The organism is Paraburkholderia fungorum, assembly GCF_046026025.1.
Lineage (GTDB): Bacteria > Pseudomonadota > Gammaproteobacteria > Burkholderiales > Burkholderiaceae > Paraburkholderia > Paraburkholderia fungorum_E.
The window spans coordinates 83,497-105,219 of sequence record NZ_JAQQFL010000021.1 but is presented as its reverse complement, the minus strand read 5'-3'; the positions used below and the strand labels follow the sequence as shown (position 1 = coordinate 105,219).

At 61.8% G+C, this 21,723-nt stretch carries 18 protein-coding genes and 1 pseudogene; 11 read left to right on the top strand and 8 right to left on the bottom strand.

Annotation, left to right across the window (positions count from 1 at the left end):
- Positions 1-35: 35 nt before the first annotated feature.
- Positions 36-1,316 (bottom strand): Zn-dependent hydrolase, encoded by a 1,281-nt coding sequence (locus PQR67_RS22575; protein ID WP_408464215.1) that lies wholly within the window; start codon positions 1,314-1,316, stop codon positions 36-38.
- Positions 1,317-1,618: 302 nt separating this feature from the next.
- Between PQR67_RS22575 and PQR67_RS22570 the strand changes: the two genes are divergently transcribed.
- The 3 genes and pseudogenes from PQR67_RS22570 (at position 1,619) to PQR67_RS22560 (ending at position 3,038) form a co-directional block, all read left to right on the top strand.
- The gene (locus PQR67_RS22570) at positions 1,619-2,377 is read left to right on the top strand and encodes a TetR/AcrR family transcriptional regulator (RefSeq protein ID WP_408464213.1); all 759 of its coding nucleotides are present in this window, start codon (positions 1,619-1,621) and stop codon (positions 2,375-2,377) included.
- 29 nt (positions 2,378-2,406) lie between these two features.
- Positions 2,407-2,643: a type II toxin-antitoxin system Phd/YefM family antitoxin gene (locus PQR67_RS22565; protein WP_408464211.1), complete on the top strand. Its 237-nt coding sequence runs from the start codon at positions 2,407-2,409 to the stop codon at positions 2,641-2,643.
- A pseudogene (locus tag PQR67_RS22560) lies at positions 2,640-3,038 on the top strand (type II toxin-antitoxin system VapC family toxin). The gene PQR67_RS22565 and the pseudogene PQR67_RS22560 overlap by 4 nt, the downstream one beginning before the upstream one ends.
- 53 nt (positions 3,039-3,091) lie before the next feature.
- Here the strand turns inward: PQR67_RS22560 and boxA are convergent.
- From boxA to PQR67_RS22540, 4 genes are all read right to left on the bottom strand, one after another.
- A complete protein-coding gene (boxA, locus tag PQR67_RS22555; RefSeq protein WP_408464209.1) occupies positions 3,092-4,336 on the bottom strand; it encodes a benzoyl-CoA 2,3-epoxidase subunit BoxA in 1,245 nt (414 codons plus the stop codon).
- 58 nt (positions 4,337-4,394) lie between these two features.
- Positions 4,395-5,822, bottom strand: coding sequence for a benzoyl-CoA 2,3-epoxidase subunit BoxB (gene boxB, locus PQR67_RS22550; protein WP_408464207.1), 1,428 nt, complete (start codon positions 5,820-5,822; stop codon positions 4,395-4,397).
- Positions 5,823-5,932: 110 nt separating this feature from the next.
- Complete coding sequence (gene boxC, locus PQR67_RS22545) at positions 5,933-7,603, bottom strand: 2,3-epoxybenzoyl-CoA dihydrolase (RefSeq protein WP_408464205.1); 1,671 nt, start codon at positions 7,601-7,603, stop codon at positions 5,933-5,935.
- Positions 7,604-7,720: 117 nt separating this feature from the next.
- Complete coding sequence (locus PQR67_RS22540; RefSeq protein WP_408464203.1) at positions 7,721-8,725, bottom strand: helix-turn-helix transcriptional regulator; 1,005 nt, start codon at positions 8,723-8,725, stop codon at positions 7,721-7,723.
- A gap of 184 nt (positions 8,726-8,909) precedes the next feature.
- Here PQR67_RS22540 and PQR67_RS22535 point away from each other — a divergent pair, with 184 nt between their 5' ends.
- The 4 genes from PQR67_RS22535 to PQR67_RS22520 all read left to right on the top strand — a co-directional run bounded on the left by PQR67_RS22535 (position 8,910) and on the right by PQR67_RS22520 (position 13,551).
- Positions 8,910-9,401, top strand: a complete 492-nt coding sequence (locus tag PQR67_RS22535) for a DUF4863 family protein (protein WP_408464201.1) — start codon at positions 8,910-8,912, stop codon at positions 9,399-9,401.
- Complete coding sequence (locus PQR67_RS22530) at positions 9,398-10,996, top strand: 3,4-dehydroadipyl-CoA semialdehyde dehydrogenase (RefSeq protein ID WP_408464199.1); 1,599 nt, start codon at positions 9,398-9,400, stop codon at positions 10,994-10,996. Before PQR67_RS22535 ends, PQR67_RS22530 begins: the two co-directional genes overlap by 4 nt.
- A 99-nt stretch (positions 10,997-11,095) precedes the next feature.
- The gene (locus PQR67_RS22525) at positions 11,096-12,712 is read left to right on the top strand and encodes a benzoate-CoA ligase family protein (RefSeq protein ID WP_408464197.1); all 1,617 of its coding nucleotides are present in this window, start codon (positions 11,096-11,098) and stop codon (positions 12,710-12,712) included.
- Positions 12,713-12,720: 8 nt separating this feature from the next.
- Positions 12,721-13,551 carry an alpha/beta fold hydrolase gene (locus tag PQR67_RS22520; RefSeq protein WP_408464195.1) on the top strand — a complete coding sequence of 277 codons (831 nt, stop codon included), beginning with the start codon at positions 12,721-12,723 and terminating at the stop codon, positions 13,549-13,551.
- A 57-nt stretch (positions 13,552-13,608) separates the two neighbouring features.
- On the opposite strand, the gene PQR67_RS22515 is transcribed toward PQR67_RS22520, so the two are convergent.
- From PQR67_RS22515 to PQR67_RS22505, 3 genes are all read right to left on the bottom strand, one after another.
- Positions 13,609-14,976, bottom strand: coding sequence for a GntT/GntP/DsdX family permease (locus PQR67_RS22515; RefSeq protein WP_408464193.1), 1,368 nt, complete (start codon positions 14,974-14,976; stop codon positions 13,609-13,611).
- 80 nt (positions 14,977-15,056) lie between these two features.
- Complete coding sequence (locus PQR67_RS22510; protein WP_408464191.1) at positions 15,057-16,175, bottom strand: porin; 1,119 nt, start codon at positions 16,173-16,175, stop codon at positions 15,057-15,059.
- Positions 16,176-16,332: 157 nt separating this feature from the next.
- The gene (locus PQR67_RS22505) at positions 16,333-17,535 is read right to left on the bottom strand and encodes an aminotransferase class V-fold PLP-dependent enzyme (protein ID WP_408464189.1); all 1,203 of its coding nucleotides are present in this window, start codon (positions 17,533-17,535) and stop codon (positions 16,333-16,335) included.
- Positions 17,536-17,653: 118 nt separating this feature from the next.
- Here PQR67_RS22505 and PQR67_RS22500 point away from each other — a divergent pair, with 118 nt between their 5' ends.
- From PQR67_RS22500 to PQR67_RS22485, 4 genes are all read left to right on the top strand, one after another.
- Positions 17,654-18,529: an IclR family transcriptional regulator gene (locus PQR67_RS22500; protein ID WP_408464187.1), complete on the top strand. Its 876-nt coding sequence runs from the start codon at positions 17,654-17,656 to the stop codon at positions 18,527-18,529.
- A gap of 71 nt (positions 18,530-18,600) precedes the next feature.
- Positions 18,601-19,062, top strand: coding sequence for a RidA family protein (locus PQR67_RS22495; protein WP_120344473.1), 462 nt, complete (start codon positions 18,601-18,603; stop codon positions 19,060-19,062).
- Positions 19,063-19,199: 137 nt separating this feature from the next.
- Positions 19,200-19,529, top strand: coding sequence for a hypothetical protein (locus PQR67_RS22490; protein WP_408464184.1), 330 nt, complete (start codon positions 19,200-19,202; stop codon positions 19,527-19,529).
- Between the two features lie 81 nt (positions 19,530-19,610).
- On the top strand, positions 19,611-21,722 hold the full coding sequence (locus PQR67_RS22485) for a phosphocholine-specific phospholipase C (protein ID WP_408464181.1): 2,112 nt from the start codon (positions 19,611-19,613) through the stop codon (positions 21,720-21,722).
- The last annotated feature ends 1 nt before the right edge of the window (position 21,723 follow it).

The following is a 21,723-nucleotide window of genomic DNA, read 5'->3' as shown; positions in this document are numbered from 1 at the left end:
ATCGACGACAACCTGCAACCGCAACCGCTAAAGCGTTATGAAACCGGCTCGCACGCTCGTCCGAGCATCGCGTGCAACAAGACGTTAGCGCCCGCTTCGATCCATTCGAAGGTCGCGTCTTCGATCTCGTTGTGACTGATCCCGTCTACACACGGCACGAACACCATCGAAGTCGGCGCGACTTGCGACAGATAACAGGCATCGTGTCCCGCACCGGACACCATGTTGCGATGCGGATAGCCGAAGCGTTCAGCCGCGGCGCGCACGGACTTCACGCAGGCTTCGTCGAAAGCGACTGGCGCGTAGTAAAAAATCTGCTCGAGTTCGGTTTCCAGACCGATCGCGCCCGTGATATCCGCTACGCCTTCACGCAAGGCGGCATCCATCTTCGCGAGCACGGCATCATCCGGATGACGGAAATCGACGGTGAAGAACACGCGGCCCGGAATCACATTGCGCGAGTTCGGATAGACCTGCATCATGCCGACCGTCGCGCAGCCGAACGGCGCGTTATCCAGACCGATGCGGTTGACCAGATCGACCACGCGCGCGGCGCCAAGCAACGCATCGCGACGGCGCGGCATCGGCGTCGGACCCGCATGCGCCTCCTGCCCGGTCAGCGTGATTTCGTACCAGCGCTGACCTTGCGCATCGGTCACCACGCCAATGGTTTTATGCTCGGCTTCGAGAATCGGCCCTTGTTCGATATGCAATTCGAACGCGGCATGCAAAGGACGGCCACCGCAGGGAAGATCGCCTGCATAGCCGATCCGTTTGAGTTCCTCGCCAATGGTCTTGCCGTCCACGTCCTTGCGCGAGAGGCCATAGTCGAGCGTGAAGACGCCCGCGAACACCCCCGAGGCGACCATGGCGGGCGCAAAGCGCGAGCCCTCTTCGTTGGTCCAGATCACCACCTCAACAGGATGTTCGGTCTCGATGCCGTGATCGTTCAGACTGCGAATCACTTCGAGCCCGCCCAGCACGCCATAGATACCGTCGAAACGACCGCCCGTCGGCTGCGAATCCGCGTGCGAGCCTGTCATGACCGGCAACGCATCGGCATTGCGCCCCGCGCGGCGCATGAACACGTTGCCCATCTGATCGACACTGACCGTGCAGCCTGCTTCCTTCGCCCAACTGACGATCAGGTCGCGCCCCTCTTTGTCGAGGTCCGTCAGCGCCAGCCGGCAGACACCGCCTTTGGGCGTCGCGCCGATCTTCGCCATCGTCATCAGGCTGTCCCACAGCCGCTTGCCGTCGACCTTGATCGACGTAGCGGGTTCTGAGTGCTTCAGCGCTTCGGATACCGCGTTCATTCGTCTCGCTCCTTTCGGTGAATCGACATGAAACTGGTGCATGGGCGGCGGGCTTTGGGGCGTGGCCGCACGTCGGCGGTGCACGTCCGATGCTTTCGATTGCCCCTTACCCAGAGGGCAAACCCTGGGGCATCGCCCGCTCTCTCAATCCTGTCCAGTTGGACAGGTTGTAGACGATTAAGCCCGCCAAATCAACACCTTTCGTACGGCAGGAAACATAGCGAGAAGCGTGCCATTGCAGTGCAGCACGCGTTTATCGACGGGCTCGAATGCGGGTGTTCATCGGCGCTCAAACGACTAGAATGAAGCGCGACGCGGCACACATGCCGATGAAGGCCAACATGAGAGACGACAACGTGGCTGCCGACATCACGGAAAACAACGAGACCCAGGACGAAACGCGCGCACCTTTGCGGCGGCGCAAGGCGCACATTCGCGAGTCGAATGAAGCGCATTTATTGGCGTGCGCCGAAGCGGTTTTCGCCGAGCGAGGACTCGACGGAACCAGTACGGCGATGATCGCGGAACGCGCAGGCTTACCGAAAGCTAACTTGCATTACTACTTCCCGACGAAACTCGCGCTGTACCGGCGTGTGCTGGAAGACCTGTTCGAAGACTGGCATCGCGCGGCGGATACGTTCGAATGCAGCGACGATCCGGTCGAAGCGATCGGCGGATACGTCCGCGCGAAAATGGAGTTGTCGCGCCGCCGGCCATTGGGCTCGAAGGTGTGGGCGAGCGAGATCATTCACGGCGCGGAACACATGGAGGACATTCTCACGGGCCGCGTGAAGCCGTGGCTGGACAGCCGGGTCAAGGTTATCGACAACTGGATCGCACGCGGGCTGCTGGCGCCGGTGAATGCGCAAACGCTGATGTACATGATCTGGGCGACCACCCAGCATTACGCCGATTTCGACGCGCAGATTCGCGCGCTCAAAGGCAAACGCGCGCTGACGCAGAAGGCGTTCGAAGCGACGACTGAAGAGGTCGTGCAGTTGGTGATTCGAGCATGTGGAGCGGTGTCGCCGGCGCAAGCGAAAGGACCAGCCGCCAAATGACTATAGGCAATTGACCATGGGAAATTATTGTGCAAAGCAATCTGGTATCGAAGTCCGAATTCAAGGCCAAGGCGCTCGAATTGTTCCGGCAAGTGGAGGCGTCCGGCGAAAGCTTGATCGTCACCGACCATGGCAGGCCGGCGCTTGAAGTGCGGCCCTATCGCGGCGTAGAACGCAGTCCGCTGGACGTGCTACGCGGCTCAGTCGTGCGTTACGACAATCCGATCGCGCCCGTTGGAGAGGATGACTGGGAGGCGACGCAGTGATCGTTCTGGATACCCATACTCTGGTCTGGTGGGTCACCGGCGATCCGACGTTGAGCAAGAAAGCAAAGACTGCCATTGCGCATGAAATGGCCGGCGGGAAATCGTCGTATCGGCTATTTCCGCGTGGGAAATAGCCATGCTAGTGGAGCGAGAAAGGCTCCTACTCTCTATGGATGTCAGTAGTTGGCTCGCCACCGTCTCGGCAATCGAAGCTGTACGCTTCATACCTGTCGATGTCGAAATCGCAACGAAGTCTGTCGACCTACCTGCCCGGTGAGTTCCACAAAGACCGAGCCGACAGGATGATCGTCGCGACCGCACGCAAGTTTGCCGCACCGCTAGTGACAAAAGACGAAAAAATTCGGGCGTATCCACACGTTAAGACGATCTGGTAAAGACCGCGAGGCCCGCAGGCATGCGGGCCAATTCATGCCCGGACACCAGGCGATCAATACGTCTCAAGATGCAGCCGCCCTTCCCGCTTCAGCTTCATCCATAACGCGTCCCAATCGAGTTGGTGCTGCTCGCCGATTTCCTTGAGCGCCTGCAGCACGCCGTCTTCCATCCCCTTCAATCCGCACACGTAGATATGCGTGTTGTCGTCCTTGAGCATGTGCGCGACGTCGACCGCGCGCTCGCGCATCGCATCCTGCACGTAACGTTTGGGTTGACCCGGTGTGCGCGAAAACGCCAGATTCGTGTCGATAAAATCCTTCGGCAGATTCGTTAGCGGCCCGAAGTACGGCAGCTCTTCTTTCGTGCGCGCACCGAAGAACAGCATCAGCTTGCCGGTCGCGCCTTTCAGACGGCGCCGCCTGCGATACTCGGTCATCGCGCGCATCGGCGCCGAGCCCGTGCCCGTGCAAATCATCAGCAGATGCGAGTTCGGATGATTCGGCATCAGGAAGGTGCCGCCGAACGGGCCGATCACGCTCACCACGTCGCCCTTCTTCAGGTCGCACAGGTAGTTCGAGCAGACGCCGTCGAGCGCGTCGCCGTGCTGCTGGGAAACACGTTTCACGGTGAGAGAAACGTTGTTATAGCCGGGTCGTTCGCCGTCGCGCGGGCTGGCAATCGAATACTGCCGTGCGTGGTGCGTGCGGCCATCGGTGCTCGCTCCCGGCGGCAGGATGCCGATCGACTGGCCTTCCAGGACGGGAAAAGGCATCGAACCGAAATCGAGCACGATGTGATGAATATCGCTATCGGTCGAGCTGTCGGTCAGCCGGTAGTTGCCGACCACCGTTGCGGTAGTCGGCGCCTTGTGGGTATAGAGATTCACATACGGTTTCGCCGCGGACCACGGCGGGACGACCGACCCACGCACGGTATCGACTTCAATGCCGCTTGCGTCCGTCGATGTATCGCCCGACGATCCGGCCGCGACCGAGGCATCTTCCGGCGCCGGCACGGCCATCGTGTTCTGCTCCGGCAACACGTCCCATTTGAACTGCTCGTCGACCGGATACGCATCGGCTTTTAGCACGGTGCGCCAGTTATCGATCGCGCCGGTCGGACAGGGCGGCACACACGCCATGCAGCCGTTGCAAACATCCGCGTTGACCACATAGTTGTTCTCGTCGTGCGTGATCGCATCGACCGGGCAAGTCTCTTCGCAAGTGTTGCAGCGAATGCAGATTTCCGGATCGATCAGATGCTGCCTGAGAACTTCGATCGACACTGGGCCGTTCATGACTTCCTCCAACCTGGATTCGCGCGAATACGACACCGCACGTTTTTAATCACCGTACTCAGTTAAAGCGTACGTATTCGAAATCGACCGGCTGACGGTTCACACCCATGGCCGGCGGTGCAATCCAGTTCGCGAACTTGCCGGGCTCGACCACGCGCCCCATCAGCGACGCGACATACGCGCGATCTTCCGGCGTCGCGAGCCACTTCGCTTCATTGGCGGCCCATTCGGTCTCGCTGACCACGCGGCCATCCGGTGACACACGGGTACTCGCAAACGTGCCGATCTGCCGGTTGAACGCTTTATGCGGCACCGTCATACGGAAATCGATGCCGGCCTTCTCGAGCACCTTGTTCCAGCGGCCGACGCCCGCCACCGAATCTTTAATATAGTCGTCGCGCAGCACCTCATTCATGGCGTTGAGCATCGGCACTTCACGCTCGACCAGTTTGCCGTCCTGTACATCGAGCAGCTTGTAGCTTTGACCGTTCAGCCGATGATCGTCGTCGCGCTTGTTTTCTTCATAACGGCCCTTCAGACCCGAGCTATAGAAGGTGGCCGCATTCGAGGAATGATCGGCGCCGAACAGGTCGATCGTCACCGAGTAATGGAAGTTCAGATAACGCTGGATAGTCGGCAGGTCGATCACGCCGGCCGCGCGGATCTTCGCGACGTCGTCCGTGCCCAGTTCGTTCATCACCTGCGCGGTGCGCTGGATCACGCGCGACACGCCCGATTCGCCGACGAACATATGATGCGCTTCTTCGGTCAGCATGAACTTCGTGGTGCGCGCAAGCGGATCGAAGCCCGACTCGGCGAGCGCCGACAACTGGAACTTGCCGTCGCGGTCGGTGAAATACGTGAACATGTAGAACGCGAGCCAGTCCGGCGTTTTCTCGTTGAAGGCACCGAGAATACGTGGATTGTCTTCGTCGCCCGAACGGCGGCCGAGCAGTGCTTCGGCTTCCTCACGACCATCGCGGCCGAAATAACGGTGCAGCAGGTACACCATTGCCCACAGGTGGCGGCCCTCTTCCACGTTCACCTGAAACAGGTTGCGCAGATCGTACATAGACGGCGCGGTCAAACCCAGATGCCGTTGCTGCTCGACCGAAGCCGGCTCCGTGTCGCCTTGCGTGACGATAATACGGCGCAGATTCGCACGATGCTCGCCGGGCACGTCCTGCCAGGCAGCCTCGCCCTTGTGCTCGCCGAAATGAATCTTGCGGTCCTGCTCGCCGGGCGTGAGGAAAATGCCCCAGCGATAGTCCGGCATCTTCACGTGATCGAAATGCGCCCAGCCGCCCGCGTCGACGCTCACCGCCGTACGCAGATACACGTCATAGCCATGCGAGCCTTCCGGGCCCATATCGCCCCACCACGACAGAAAATTCGGCTGCCATTGTTCGAGTGCGCGCTGCAGTGCGCGGTCGTCGGCGAGATTGACGTTGTTCGGAATCTTTTCGCTGTAGTTGATCGTAGACATGGTCGGTTCCTTGGTCGGAAACTGCAGTGCTTGAGTATGAGAGGCGCGTATCGGGCAGGTGGCGTCGTTTTCAGTTACGTTGCGTCGCGTCGAAACAATTCAAACGTGGTTCAAACGCGCGAGACGTCGAATTGCGCCTTGCTGCCCTTGCCGTACACCTTGAGCGCGCCCTTCTCGCCCACTGCGTTCGGCCGGTTGAAGATCCAGTTCTGCCAGGCGGTGAGACGCCCAAAAATACGCGTCTCCATCGTCTCCGGGCCATTGAAGCGTAGATTCGCTTCCAGACCGGTCAAGGCATCCGGCGACATGGCCGCACGCTCTTCGAGCGCGATACGGATTTCGTCGGCCCAATCGATATCGTCGGGCGAAGCGGTCACGAGACCCAGGCGCTCGGCTTCAACCGGCTTGATCGCCTGGCCGATCTTCGAGCGCACCGCATCGAGCGGTTCGACTTCCTCATAGAAGCGGCGAGCAAGACGCGATTGATGCGTGACCATCGGATAGAGGCCGAAGTTGACTTCCGACAGCGTGATCGCCGGCTCGTCGTCTTCGTTGCTCGGCAGCGCCGCCATATAGCTGCGGTCGCAGGCAAACGCGAGTTCCGCGAAGGTGCCCGCAAAGCATGAACCCGGCTCGATCAGCGCGAACAGCGAACGTGACGACACGTCGATACGCGCCAGCGTGCGGCGCAAGAGGCCAATGGTCTCGCGCACGAACCAGTGGTCCTTGTGCTGCATCAGCGTGGCGTCGGCGGCGAGCAGGTTACGGGCATCGCCTTCGGTCTTGAAGACCCAGGTGCCGACGTCGAGCTCGTTGGTGCGCATCGACAGGATGGCGTCGTCGAGTTCGCGAGCGAACTGCAGCGGCCACCAGCTCGTGCCGGCGGCGACGATCGCGTCGATATCCGTGGGTTGTCCGGCTTGCGGGGCTTTAGCGGTGAAAGTGGCGATGCGCTTCGCACGATCGATCGTGATGTCGAGCGTTTTATAGGTCAGGCCATCTTCGCGATCGGTGCGTTCGATACGTGTGAGCGTTACGCCTTGCGCATCCGACGGACGATCGCTTTGCTCAGCGAGTTCAAGCGCACGCGCCTGAATCGTCTGATCAAACTGATTCGGCTTCACGACTTCATCCACGAGACGCCATGCTTTTGCCCGCTCGCCGCGGATGCCTTCCACCACCGTACAGAAAATGTCCGCACGATCGTGGCGCACCTTGCGTTTATCGGTAACGCGGCTGAGGCCGCCGGTGCCCGGCAGCACGCCCAGCAGCGGCACTTCCGGCAGTGAAACCGACGACGAGCGGTCATCCACCAGATAGATTTCGTCGCAAGCGAGCGCGAGTTCATAACCGCCACCGGCGCACGCGCCGTTCACCGCAGCGAGAAACTTCAGACCTGAATGACGCGACGAGTCTTCGAGACCATTGCGCGTTTCGTTGGTGAACTTGCAGAAGTTGACCTTCCACGCATGCGTCGAGAGACCTAGCATGAAGATGTTTGCACCCGAGCAGAAGACGCGGTCCTTCAGACTCGTCAGCACCACCGTTTTGACTTCCGGATGCTCGAAGCGGATGCGCTGTATCGCGTCGTGCAATTCGATATCGACCCCGAGGTCGTATGAATTCAGCTTCAGCTTGTAGCCGTCACGAATACCGCCGTCCTCGGCGATATCGATGCCGAGGGTCGCGACCGGACCGTTGAAACTCAGCTTCCAATGCTTGTACTGCGAGGGATCGGTGCGGTAGTCGACCGGCGCGATTGCGGTTTCTGCTGTGGACATGGAGCGTCTCCTGACTGGACGGTGCAAAACTTGTTGTTTGAACAATAGTGCATCGTCACATCCATGTAAAGCACTTTAATGCATGTTTGCTAGTAAACCCTGGCCTCTCACTGCATGTCAGCTCACGCGCGCGTCATCCGGCGATTCGGCCGCGAGCCTTGCAGCGAGCCGGTCACGCAGTTGCAAATAGGCGTCGGCCAAGGTTTTTTCGCTCGTGTCGAAGGTCATGTCGGCGCGGCCGTACAGCTCGCCGCGCCCGGCCAGGATGCGCTTGAGGTCGTCCATCGCTTCCTTGTTGCCGGACATCGGGCGCAGGTCGCCTTGCGCGACGACACGGCGCATATGCTCTTCCGGCGTGGCCTGCAGCCATACCGTGAAGCAGTGCGACAGCAGGGCATTAAAGGTGCCCGACTCCGACACCAGGCCGCCCGGCGACGCAATCACGGCGCGTTCATGCTCGTGAATCACAGCCTCGAGCGCCCGGTGCTCATAGCGCCGGTACGCGCTCGCGCCATAGAGCGAATGAATCTCCGACGGCGGACAGCCGGCGAGTTGCTCGATCACGCGCGTGAGCTCGACGAACGGCACCTTGCGTTCCTGCGCCAGCATCCGTCCAAAGGTCGACTTGCCGGCCCCGCGCAAGCCGATCAGCGCGATCCGGTCCTTGCGATGCGGGTCGCGCGGCGCTTGCGCGAACATCTCGGCAAGCGCCACGCGGGCACGCTGCAGCGCCGCCTGGTCACGGCCTTGCAGCAGTTCGCGGATCAGCAGCCATTCGGCGGAAGCGGTCGTTTCGTCACCGATGACTTCGGCCAGCGGACAGTTCAGCGTTGCCGCGATCTGCCGCAGCACCAGCACCGACGCATTGCCCACGCCCGACTCCAGATTCGCCAGATGACGTTCGGATAAACCGGTTTCAGTCGCCAGTGTCTTGCGCGTCATGCCGCGGCGCGCACGCAGCAGGCGCACGCGCTCGCCCATCGCCGTCAGAAACGGATCGCGCTCCTCGCGCTCGCCGCCGCGCTCCACCCCGCGCTCGGTCGCGCTGTCCGCCCGCCCCGCGCGGCTTGCATCTTCATCGGCAGAATCATCCAGCGGCGCGGAAGAGTAATTTTGGTTCATGTTTAACTGCCTCTTGAATACGTTACATGTACTATAGTGCTTGACAGGTGCAGAGTGAACGGTTAATTTTCGCCAAATATTGATCCAATAACAAACGCTGTCGAGGTTTTTCGCCAGTGTCACGGAAACAGTGCGACGACACGCATGAATTAACGTGCGTGCGCGTGCTGATCTGGAGGCTTGCATGTCCCCACATGACTTTCAACGCCTGATTGCGGGCGTGACAGAGCAACTCGCCGGCCGGCCGCTCGACGGCACGCTGGCCACGTGGCTCAACGGCACTTATCCCGCGGACGGTTCGACCTTCCGCGATCTGGCCAACGCCTGCCGCACCGGCGTGGCTGAAGGCTGGCTATGCAACCGCAAAGGCGGCGGCATTCGCTACGGCCGGATCTTCAAGGCGTTGCCGGACACCCATGGTTTTTCTGTCGACGTCGTGGATATGAAGGATATTGCCGGTCCTCATCACGTTCACCCGAACGGCGAAATCGATCTGATCATGCCGCTCGACGAGGGCGCCACCTTCGACGGTCATCCGGCCGGCTGGTGCGTGTACGGCCCCGGCAGCGCGCATCGCCCGACCGTCGCGAATGGGCAGGCGCTGGTGCTGTATCTGCTACCGCAAGGCGCGATTGAATTCACTACCCCATCACCTTCCGCCCGAGTTTCATCATGACCGAACTATTGAAGAACTACGTTGCAGGCCAGTGGGTTGCGGGCAACGGTGACGGCATCACGCTCACAGACCCGGTCACCGGCGAAGCGCTCGTGCGCGTGTCGAGCCAGGGCCTGGATCTCGCCCATGCATTTGGTTTCGCTCGTGAAGAAGGCGGCGGCGCCTTGCGTGCGCTGACCTATGCGCAGCGCGCCGCCCGCCTCGCCGAAATCGTCAAACTGCTGCAGGCGAAACGCGACGACTACTATGCGATCGCAACCGCCAACTCGGGCACCACGCGCAATGATTCGGCGGTCGACATCGACGGTGGCATTTTCACGCTGTCGTACTACGCGAAGCTCGGCGCTTCGCTCGGCGACGTGCATGCGCTGCGAGACGGCAACACCATATCGTTGAGCAAGGACCAATCGTTCAGCGTGCAGCACGTGCTCACGCCGACACGCGGTGTCGCGCTCTTCATCAACGCGTTCAATTTCCCGTCGTGGGGCTTGTGGGAGAAAGCTGCGCCGGCGCTGCTATCCGGCGTGCCCGTCATCATCAAGCCCGCCACGGCGACCGCATGGCTCACGCAGCGAATGGTTGCCGACGTAGTGGATGCGGGCATTCTTCCGCCCGGCGCGTTGTCCGTCATCTGCGGCGGCTCCGCGGGTCTGCTCGACCAGATTCAGACGTTCGACGTGGTGTCGTTCACCGGCTCTGCTCAAACCGCTGCAACATTGCGCGCGCATCCGGCTTTCGTCGAGCGCGGCGCGCGTCTGAATGTCGAGGCCGACAGCCTCAACAGCGCCATTCTCTGTGCCGACGCAACGCCCGACACCCCCGCGTTCGAACTGTTCATCAAGGAAGTGGTGCGGGAAATGACCGTGAAGTCCGGTCAGAAATGCACGGCGATCCGGCGCGCGTTCGTGCCGGAAGCATCGCTCGAAGCCGTGCTCGATGCACTCAAAACAAAGCTGGCGAAAATCGCCGTCGGCAATCCGCGCAACGAGGCCGTGCGAATGGGATCGCTCGTGAGCCGCGAGCAGCACGATAACGTGCTGGCGGGTATCGCCGCATTGCGCGAGGAAGCGGTGCTCGCGTACGACGGCTCGGCGGCGCCCTTTATCGATGCAGACGCGACGATTTCAGCCTGCATCGCGCCGCATCTGTTCGTGGTCAACGACCCTGATAACGCGACGCTGCCGCACGACGTCGAAGTGTTTGGACCAGTGGCCACCGTGGCGCCGTATCGGGTCGACGCCGCAGCAAGCGGCACCCTCCCCGAAGCCCATGCAATTGCGCTCGCGCGGCGCGGTCAAGGTTCGCTCGTCGCCTCCATCTATTCGAACGACGATGCGCATCTCGGCAAGCTCGCACTGGAACTTGCCGATTCGCACGGACGTGTCCACGCCATTTCGCCGTCAGTCCAGCAGAGCCAGACCGGCCACGGCAACGTGATGCCGATGTCGCTGCATGGCGGGCCGGGCCGCGCGGGTGGCGGCGAGGAACTCGGCGGCCTGCGTGCGCTGGGTTTCTATCACAGGCGCTCGGCCGTTCAGGCATCGAGCGCCGCACTCGACGCGTTGACGCAAACCACGCATTTGCCCGCCGCGTAACAGCACGAGACAGGAAGGCAGCGAACAATCAGACAGTAAGCATCGAGCGGATCAAGAGCACATAAGCGCCGGACCGCCCCCACCCGTTGGAGGAGACATATGGAAGCCCTGCTGGAACCGGCTGCGCATCAGCCCGCCGTGACGGTCGAACCGCCGCCCGCGAGTTTTAATTTCGCGGCCTACCTGTTTCGACTGAATGAAGCACGCGCCGCCAAGCCCGCTTATATCGACGACGCCGGCATCACCACTTACGGCGAACTCGATGATCGGGCCCGGCGCTTCGCGAGCGCATTGCGCACACTCGGCGTGCATCCGGAAGAACGCGTGCTGCTGGTGATGCTCGACACCGTCGAACTGCCGATCGCCTTTCTCGGTGCGCTCTATGCGGGCGTCGTGCCGGTCGTCGCGAACACGCTGCTCACCGCGGCCGACTACGTGTACATGTTGACACATAGCCACGCGCGCGCCGTCATCGCCTCAGATGCGTTGCTGCCGAATGTCGTAGAGGCGATGAGTACCGCTGAACACGACGGCTGCCAGTTGATCGTCTCGCAGGCGCCCGCAAGCGAGCCTCTGAGCGAACCTTTGACCGAGCCGCGAGCCACGCCGCGACTCAACGATCTGATCGACGCGGCCACCCCGGCTATCAAAGCCTGCACGACCGGTTGCGACGACATCGCATTCTGGCTGTATTCGTCAGGCTCGACCGGCAAGCCGAAAGGCACGGTCCACACGCACGCGAATCTGTACTGGACCGCTGAGTTGTACGCGAAGCCGGTGCTCGGCATCGTCGAAAGCGATGTGGTTTTCTCGGCGGCGAAATTGTTCTTTGCGTATGGCCTGGGGAATGGCCTGACGTTCCCGCTTTCAGTCGGCGCCACGGCGGTATTGATGGCCGAGCGCCCCACCGCCGATGCCATCTTCACCCGCCTCGTGCGGCATCGCCCGAGCATTTTCTACGGCGTGCCGACGCTTTACGCGAGCATGCTCGTCTCGCCCAACCTGCCCGCGCGCGCCGATGTCGCGATGCGCGTATGCACGTCGGCGGGCGAAGCGCTGCCGCGCGAAATCGGCGAACGCTTCACCGCACACTTCGGCTGCGAGATTCTCGATGGCATCGGTTCGACCGAGATGCTGCATATCTTCCTGTCGAATCGCGCGGGCGCGGTCGAGTACGGCACCACGGGGCGTCCCGTGCCCGGCTATGAAATCGAACTGCGCGACGAAGCCGGTCATGCGGTGCCTGACGACGAAGTCGGCGATCTGTATATCAAAGGACCGAGCGCGGCGCTCATGTACTGGAGCAATCGCGAGAAATCGCGCGCGACCTTCCTTGGCGAGTGGATCCGCAGCGGCGACAAATACCGCCGTCTCGCGAACGGCTGCTACGTGTATGCGGGCCGCAGCGACGACATGCTGAAAGTGAGCGGCCAGTATGTATCGCCTGTCGAAGTGGAAATGGTTCTGATGCAGCACGATGCGGTACTGGAAGCGGCGGTAGTCGGTGTGGATCACGGCGGCCTCGTCAAGACGCGCGCGTTCGTCGTGTTGAAGCGTGAATTCGTGCCGTCTGAGATACTCGCTGATGAATTGAAGGCTTTCGTCAAGGAGCGGCTCGCGCCGCACAAGTATCCGCGCGATATCCTGTTCGTCGACGATTTGCCGAAAACCGCTACAGGCAAGATTCAACGCTTCAAACTGCGCGAACAGTCATAAGGTGATCCATGCAGAACCCCGCAAGCCCAGCCCTTGTCAGCCACTTTGCAGAACTGCCCGCCACGGCATCGCATGGGCCGTTGCGCATCGAATACCGTTGGATGAATGGAGCCGCGGGCAATGCGCCGATTGCCGTATTCCTGCATGAAGGACTCGGTTCGATTGCGATGTGGCGCGATTGGCCGTTAGCCTTATGCGAGCGCCTCGGCCTGCGCGGTCTCGTGTATTCGCGGCCTGGTTATGGATTGTCCACACCGCGCGCGCATGACGTCAAATGGCCGGTCGATTTCATGACCGCGCAAGCGCGCGATATTCTGCCCGCCCTGTTCGACGCGCTCGATATCGGCGTTCGGGAACGCGAGCGCATGTGGCTGATCGGCCACAGCGACGGCGGCTCGATCACGCTGCTCTACGCAGCATTGCATCCGGATGAACTGGCCGGCGCGGTTGCGATCGCGCCGCATGTATACGTCGAAGACATCTCGGTGAAAAGCATTGCGCAGACCAAACAGCTCTATGAAAGCACGGATCTGCGCAGCAAGCTCGGCCGCTATCATGCCGACGTCGATTCCGCGTTCTACGGCTGGAACGATATCTGGTTGAATCCGGCCTTCAGGGAATGGCGTATCGTCGATGAACTGAGCGCTATCAGGCAACCTCTGCTTGCAGTGCAGGGGCACGACGACAACTACGGCACGATGGCGCAGATCGATACGATCGGCGAGCGCGTGCCGCATGCACAGTTGGCAAAGCTCGACGCTTGCGGACACTCGCCGCACCGCGATGCGCCGGATGCGTTGAACGAGGCGATTGCGGCGTTTATTTCGCGGCAGCGTTGAGCCCGCCGGAAGATCGCGGCGTGTCCTCACGACACGCCGCGATATGACCTCTTCCGTTCAGATCACGGTCGAAAGACCCAACGTCAACACCAGTGCCGTCACCGAAATAATCGTTTCGCAGACAGTCCATGTCTTGAAGGTTTGCGGCACCGTCATGCCGAAATATTCCTTCACCAGCCAGAAGCCACCGTCGTTCACGTGCGACAGGATCAGCGAACCCGCACCGGTGGCCAGCACCAGCAACTCGGGCCGCACGCCGCCCACCGTGCCCGCCGCCGCCGCAATCGGCGCGATGATGCCGGCCGCCGTTGCCATGGCTACCGTCGCCGAACCGGTCGCCACGCGAATCAACGCCGCCACCAGCCACGCGAGAATCAGCAGAGGCACGTGCGCGCCCGTCGCGACGTCGACGATCGCCTTCGACGCGCCGCTATCGATCAGAATGCGCCCGAAACCCGCGCCCGCCCCCACCACCAGCGTGATGCTCGCAGTCGGCGCAAGACACTCGTTGGTGAACTTGAGGATCTGCTCGCGGTTGAAACCGCGCGACTTGCCAAACGTGTAGAAGCTCAACAACACCGCCAGCAGCAGCGCCATGTCCGGATGGCCGATCAGACGCAACGCATTGTTCAGCGATGATTTGGCCGGCACGATCAGATCCGCCCAGCTACCGATCAGCATCAGCAACACCGGCAACAGCACCGTCAACAACGTAATGCCAAAGCCCGGCAACTCCTGCTGCGAGCGCTTCGCGTCCTGTTCGATGAACTGCTGCGCCATCGGATTGATGCCGTCGAGCACCACAAAGCGCGCGATCAGCCTGGAGAACAGCGGCCCCGCAACGGCTGCGGTCGGAATGCCGACGATCAACGCGTAGAAAATCGTATGACCGATATCCGCGTTGTACGCCGTCACCGCGAGCAGCGCAGCCGGGTGCGGCGGAATCAAACCATGCACGACGGACAAACCGGCCACCATCGGAATGCCGACACGAATCATCGAGGTGCCGGTCCGCTGGGCGACATTGAATGCGATCGGAATCAGCAGCACGAAACCGACTTCAAAAAACACCGGCAAGCCGACGAGGAACGCGATGCACATCATCGCCCAATGCACGTTCTTCGGCCCGAACAGGCTGATCAGCGTGCGCGCAATACGCTCCGCACCGCCCGACTCCGCCATCATCTTGCCGAGCATCGTGCCGAGCCCGACCACGATGGCGATATGGCCAAGCGTGCCGCCCACACCGGTTTCGAAAGACTTGAGAATCGACGTCGCCGGCATGCCGACGGCGAGCGCCAGCGCCACCGACACCATCATCAACGTGATGAACGGATTCATCTTGAAGCGCGCGATCAGCACGACCAGCGCGATGATGGCAATCAATGCATAGACGAGTAACAGACTTCCTTGAACGGTCGCCATGAGTGCTCCTGAAGAGAAAGATCCGCGCCGCGGTTTCCGTTAAGCGGAATGTTGTCTGAGCGGCGGCGCGGGCGACGGACTTAGAACTTGTGGCGGATACCGGCAACGCTCACGAACTGGCCGTTGTTGCTCGACGGATTCGAAATGCCTTCGACCCAGGCGTGCGAACCGGAGCCACGTTGGTAGATCCCGTTCAGATAGAGGTCAGTGGTCTTCGACAGGAAGTACTCGCCGCCCACGCTCACCTGGTTGTAGTGCGCATTGGTGGCCGTGGTGCCGCTGGCGTGCTGCGTCGTGTAGATGTAGCCCAGCGCGAGCAGCGTGGCCGGCGTGAGTTGGTACTTCATGGCTGCTTCATAGTTGGCGAAATGCAGGCTGCCGCCGTTGAGCAACTGGAATTGCGAGTTCGTGTACAGCAGCAGAACGGTTGCCGGGCCGAACACGTACGAGCCGCCCGCGCCCCATACCTGATTGCGCTGCACGCCGCTGATGATCGACGAGCCGGTGCCGTAGTAGTTGTCCGACGGTGCCGCGCCCGCAGTATTGCTAGCCGGCTGATTGACCAGCGAGTAGGCCGCGTCGAGATGCAGCGGACCATTCACGTAGTCGGCGCCGACGCTCCATGCGCGATTGTTGGCGAACTGGCCTGCCGTATTCGAGAACGCGTACATCGCGTTCGCGGTAAACCCTGCATACGTTGGCGTGGTGTACTTGACCGCGTTATCGGTGCGGTAGGTGTTGTTGATATCGTCGTTGTCGTAGATCGCGTTGCCGTACTGGCTCATTGCGCCGACGCCGTTGATCTGCATGTTCGACAGATAGTCCTGCACGCTGTTGTACTGACGGCCGAGCGTGATCGTGCCCGCCGTGCTGTTGGAGAGCGCCACCCACGCGCTACGACCAAACATGCGGCCCCCCTGGCCGGATGCGCCACTCTCCAGGCTGAAGCCATTCTCGAGCTTGAACAGGACCTTGTTGCCTCCGCCCAGATCTTCGCTGCCGAGCAGGCCCCAGCGTGAACCCTGCACATTGCCCTGGGTTGCCTGATACGCCTTCTCACCCTTCTGGTTATTGGTGAAAGTAAAGCCGGCGTCGACAATGCCGTACAGCGTCACGCTGCTTTGCGCGTGGGCGGCTTGCGCGGCGAGTCCGGCTGCAGCCAACGCGATGGCCGTACGAAGAATCTGTTTGTGCTTCATGGTTTCCTCAAGTCGAAAGAGAGACAAACGCCGGTTACACAGGCATGTTCCGGCGATATAAGTAGTACTAAGCGGGCAAGTCAAAGCAACACCGGAACGCGGTCCGGTGCCAGGGTCAAACAACGGTCATCGATGAATCGATGTGAGCCGGAGAAAATCAGTCAGGCCAATTCCGGCGTGCGGCAATGCGCCGTGCGTCGCGCTGATGGAACGGTGTGACGACGGGTTTGGGCGACTGCCGCGCGCGCTCGAGTTCGGCGGTGAGTCGCGCCAGTACGATCTGCTCTTCGCCCGGATGCAGATTGCACGGGTCGAGGAAAAAGAAATGCAGCTCCGCTTCATGATCGCGCACGATCACCGGCGCTTCGCCTTCGGGCGGCCGCGCGAGCGCATCGGCGAGATCCCACGCCGTGATACGAGCCTGCCTGGGATCGATATGCAATTTCAGACGGTCGAGCGGATTGCCGGTCGGGTCGGCGTCGATCTCCGCCCATACGCCGTCGCAGCGATTCAAGGTTTCGCGCCACAGTGTGAGGTAGCCGCGTTCGCGGGCACGAACCGCGACAGCGTCGCGCCGCTGCCACTGTTCCAGCGCGGCCATCGCGCCCACGATACCTTCCTTGCCGACTTTCATGCCACGGCCAATGCCGCCATTCTGGAAATACGCGGCACGTACCAGCGTTTTCTTGCCGGCGACGATACCGGCGGTCAGCCCACCGAGAAACTTGTGCGCCGAGTAAAGCGCGAAGTCGGCGCCGGCCGAGATAAAGCGCTTGAGGTCGTATTCGGAAGCCGCGTCGACGATCACCGGCACGCCCTTCGCATGCGCAACTGCAATGAATTCTTCGAGTGGGATCATGCCGAACTGCACCGTATGATGCGAAACCACGTACAGCGCCGCAGTGGTGCGTTCGGTGATGGCGGTGTTCAACTGGTAGCCGTGCGCTTCGGTCGCCGCGCCCACCGGCACGACGCGCGCGCCGGACAGACGAATCGCCTGGTCCACCGGTGCGCCATAATTGACGAGGTGGCCAGTCTGAATCACGACTTCATGGCGCGGCATGGCGCTTGTGTCGGGGAGCCGCTCGATCAGGCCGAGGTCGTCGCCCGTCATGGTGGCGGCGATGGAAAGCGTGATCGCGGCCGAACACGAGGCGGTGATGTACCCGGCCTCGCTGCCGCACGCTTCGGCAATCGCCGCTGAGGCGCGGCGCTGCAGATCGTCGATCTCGACGAATTGCGGCAGCACTTGCGCCACCGCGTCGATTACCGGTGCGCTAACACTGGACGCGCCGAGACCCGTCATCGTGCCTGATGCATTGATGACAGGGCGTAAGCCAAAGCGAGAGCGAATGTCCATGAAGCGCCTCCAACCCGGTATTTCTTAATTATGGAATATATGTTGTAATTGCGGATCAGTCTAGCATACAATCAACCTGCGTCAACTGGACAAAAACATCCCGCGTCAGAGGAGCACGATGGCTCGCACGTCCCGACCTTCCGCGTCCGAAGCAGTACCCGCCGCGGCATCCGCCGGCACCGAACCCCAGCCGGCAGGCCGGGAGGAAAGCGCCACGCCGCGCACACGCACCAGCGCGATCGATCGCGCTGTGCAGATTCTCGACGCGCTCCAGCAAGCGAACCGCCCCGCTACGGCCTATGAAGTCGCACGCATGGTCGGCGCGCCGCTGTCCACCGTGTATTCCATCATCAACGATCTGGTTGAGAAGAACCTGTTGGCGCGGCGCATGGACGGCACCATCTGGCTCGGCTCGCGTCTGTATGGTTATGGTTTGACATACGCGAGCTCGCTCGACTACCTCGCCGTCGCGCATGAAGAAATGCAGCGGCTCTCAGCGGAAGTCGAAGAAACCGTGCAGGTCTGCGGACTCGAAGACGGCATGATGGTCGTGCAGCAAATGGCTGAAGGCCCCGGGCATTTTCGGGTGACCTCGCGAGTCGGCAGTCGCGTGCCCCTCAACTGGACCGCGTCCGGCCGGTTGCTGGTCGGGCATCTGCCGGATGCCGAACGGGTCGCGTTCTTCGCGCAGCACGCGCAAAGCTCGCCCACCGGCCGCGCGGAAACCCGGCCGCAAGTGCTCGCACAGATCGCGCGCGAAGCGTTGGAGGCGCGGCTGTCGATTCAGATCGGCGAATCGGACGCGTCCGTGGCGTGTCTCGCGGCGCCCGTGCTCGACAACACCGGCGCGTGCGTCTTCACGATTTCGATCGTGATGCCCGAGGCGAAAGCCGCGCTCGGCACCGAGCGTTTCGCGCAAGCCGTGCAGGCGGTGGCCGCCCGCATCGAAGCACGCCTCGGCTGGCGGCATCGCGACCAGGAGCCGGCGGCGTAAGGCCACCTTAAGCTCCACGCCGGCACGCCACGCTTACTTCTTAAAGACCGCTCACCATCACATCCCCATCGATGAACTGCTACGACCGGCTGCACACGCGCGGCCTCAAGCTCCCGCAGGTGCCGACGCCGATCGGCAATTTCACCCACTGCACGCGCGAGGGCAATCTGCTGTTTCTGTCCGGCCAGGGACCGCTCGACGAAACCGGCTCGCTCATGACCGGCAAGGTCGGCGCAAACGTCAGCGCGGACGAAGCGTACCGGCACGCGCAAATGGTCGGCTTGAATCTGCTCGCCGTGCTGCATAACGAACTGGGCGATTTGCGGCGCGTGAAGCGCGTTGTCAAACTGCTGGGCATGGTCAACGCGGCGCCGGATTTCACCGAGCATCCGCGCGTGATCAACGGCTGCTCGGATCTGTTCGTCGATGTATTCGGCGATGCCGGTCGGCATTCCCGCTCAGCGGTCGGCGTGGGCTCCTTGCCGGGCAATATTACCGTCGAGATCGAGGCGATCGTCGCGATCCAGGATTGACGGCCGCGCAATTCTCAACAAATACCCAAATTTCCACATCTTCACAAAAGTTACACAGGTCAGCGACTATTCTTGCGCATCGCTGACCTGGGCGCGTGGATGCCCTGGCGCATCCTCCCCGTGCCGGAGACATTGCCATGTCCGTTGTGTCCAAGCCTTCTATTGCCTTTTATCGCAAACGTTTGGCTGGCGCACTGGCCGCCGTGTCGCTCTGCACGCTGCTCGGCGCCTGCGGCAACGACGACCGCGCACCGGACACGGGCACCACGAGTTCCACCGACGGAGCCAGCGATAACGGCGGCGCTGCACAGGTCCTGTCAGCGAACCCGTCTGCTTCACCTTCCTCACCAGCATTACCTGCACTCACGATTCAAACCCCAGCACTGCCCGCATCAAGCGCCGACGCGACATTGTCCGCTGCCGCGTCGACGCCGCTCGCCACACCCGTCATTCACACCGCAGATTGAGTTTCGCGCCCCATACGACGCGCGGCTCACGCTCGCGCGCCGCATGGTTCGTTCCTCTTATGAAGATCGAAAGCCAGGACCATGACTTCAAAAAATCGCCGTGATTTTCTACGCTCCGCCGCGCATGCCGCCGGTTCCGCCACCGCGCTGGGCATGTTGCCGCTGGGTATTCGCAACGCGCTCGCGATTCCCGCCAACAACAAGACCGGCAGCATTCGCGACGTCGAGCATATCGTCGTGCTGATGCAGGAAAACCGCTCGTTCGACCATTACTTCGGCACGCTCAAGGGCGTACGCGGTTTCGGCGACACCCGCGCGATCAACCTGCCCAACGGCAAGCCGGTGTGGTATCAGCCGCTCGCCGCGGATCTCGGCTATGTGTTGCCGTTCCGCCCCACCGCGCCGAATCTCGGCCTGCAATTCCTGCAAGACCTGGCACACGACTGGACCAGCACGCACACAGCATGGAACGGCGGCCGCTACGATCAATGGGTGCCCGCCAAGGGCACCACGACGATGGCCTACCTCACGCGCGACGACATTCCATTCCACTATCAACTCGCCGACGCTTTCACGATCTGCGACGCGTACCACTGCTCGCTGATGGGCCCGACCGACCCGAACCGCTACTACATGTGGAGCGGCTGGGTCGGCAACGACGGCAGCGGCGGCGGACCGGTGATCGACAACGCGGAGGCCGGCTACGGCTGGTCCACCTATCCGGAAGTGCTGCAGAACGCCGGCATCACCTGGAAGATCTATCAGGACATCGGTACGGGACTCAACGCAAGCGGCTCCTGGGGTTGGACGCAGAACCCGTATATCGGCAACTACGGCGACAACTCGCTGCTCTACTTCAACCAGTACCGCAACGCTCAACCCGGCAATCCGCTGTACGACAATGCCCGTACGGGCACGAACGCGGCCAATGGCGACGGCTACTTCGACATCCTCAAGCGCGACGTGCAGAACAACGCCCTGCCGCAAGTCTCGTGGATCGTCGCGCCGGAAGCGTATACCGAGCACCCGAACTGGCCGTCGAACTACGGTGCGTGGTACGTCGATCAGGTCTTGCAGATTCTCACGTCGAATCCCGAGGTGTGGAGCAAGACCGTACTGCTGATCAACTACGACGAAAACGACGGGTTCTTCGATCACATGGCGCCGCCGTTCGCGCCGGCATCGAGCGCAAACGGTTTGTCGACCGTCGACACCAGCAATGAGAACTATGCGGGCAACGGCAGCACGCCGGCGGGTCCGTATGGACTCGGCCCGCGCGTGCCGATGCTGGTGGTCTCGCCGTGGTCGAAAGGCGGCTACGTGTGCTCGGAGTTGTTCGACCATACGTCGGTGATCCGCTTTATCGAAAAGCGCTTCGGCCATCAGCACAATCTCGGCGAATCCAACATCACGCCGTGGCGCCGTGCGGTGTGCGGCGACCTGATGTCGGCATTCAACTTCAGCACGCCGAACGATGCGTTCCCGACGCTGCCGAGCACGAGCGGCTATGTCCCGCCCGATCAGAATCGGCATCCGGACTATGTGCCGCTGCCGCCGCTCGTGCAGGCGGTGCCCAAACAGGAACCCGGCGTGCGCCCGGCTCGCGCGCTGCCGTACGAACTGTTCGTACGCGTGCATGGCGAAGGCTCGGCGAACAAGCTGACGATGCGCTTCGTCAATTCGGGCCGCGCGGGTGCCGTGTTTCTCGTCTACGCCGCAAACGGTCTCGCCGCGCCGCTTACGTATACCGTCGAAGCCGGCAAGCGCCTGCAGGATCAGTTGCCGTTGAATGCCGACGGTACGTACGATTACACGGTCTATGGCCCGAACGGCTTTCTGCGCCGCTTCGCGGGCAAGCCGGTCGCGAGAAACTGGTGGCACGGTTCCGATATCGCGCGGCCGGAAGTGGCGGAAGGCTACGACGTCGCGAACGGCAACCTGCAATTGCGGCTGGAAAATGTGGGCAGCGCGCGCTGCCAGTTCACCATCGTCAATGCCTATGACGCCGGCAATGTGGTCAAGCATTCGGTACGCGGCGGCGATACTGAACAGCTATACCTCGATCTGCGCAACGCCTACGGCTGGTACGACCTGGCGATCACCGTCGACACGGACCCGTCGTTCGCGCGGCGCTTCGCCGGACACGTGGAAACCGGCAGGAGCAGCATGAGCGATCCGGCACTGGGGAGCTAAG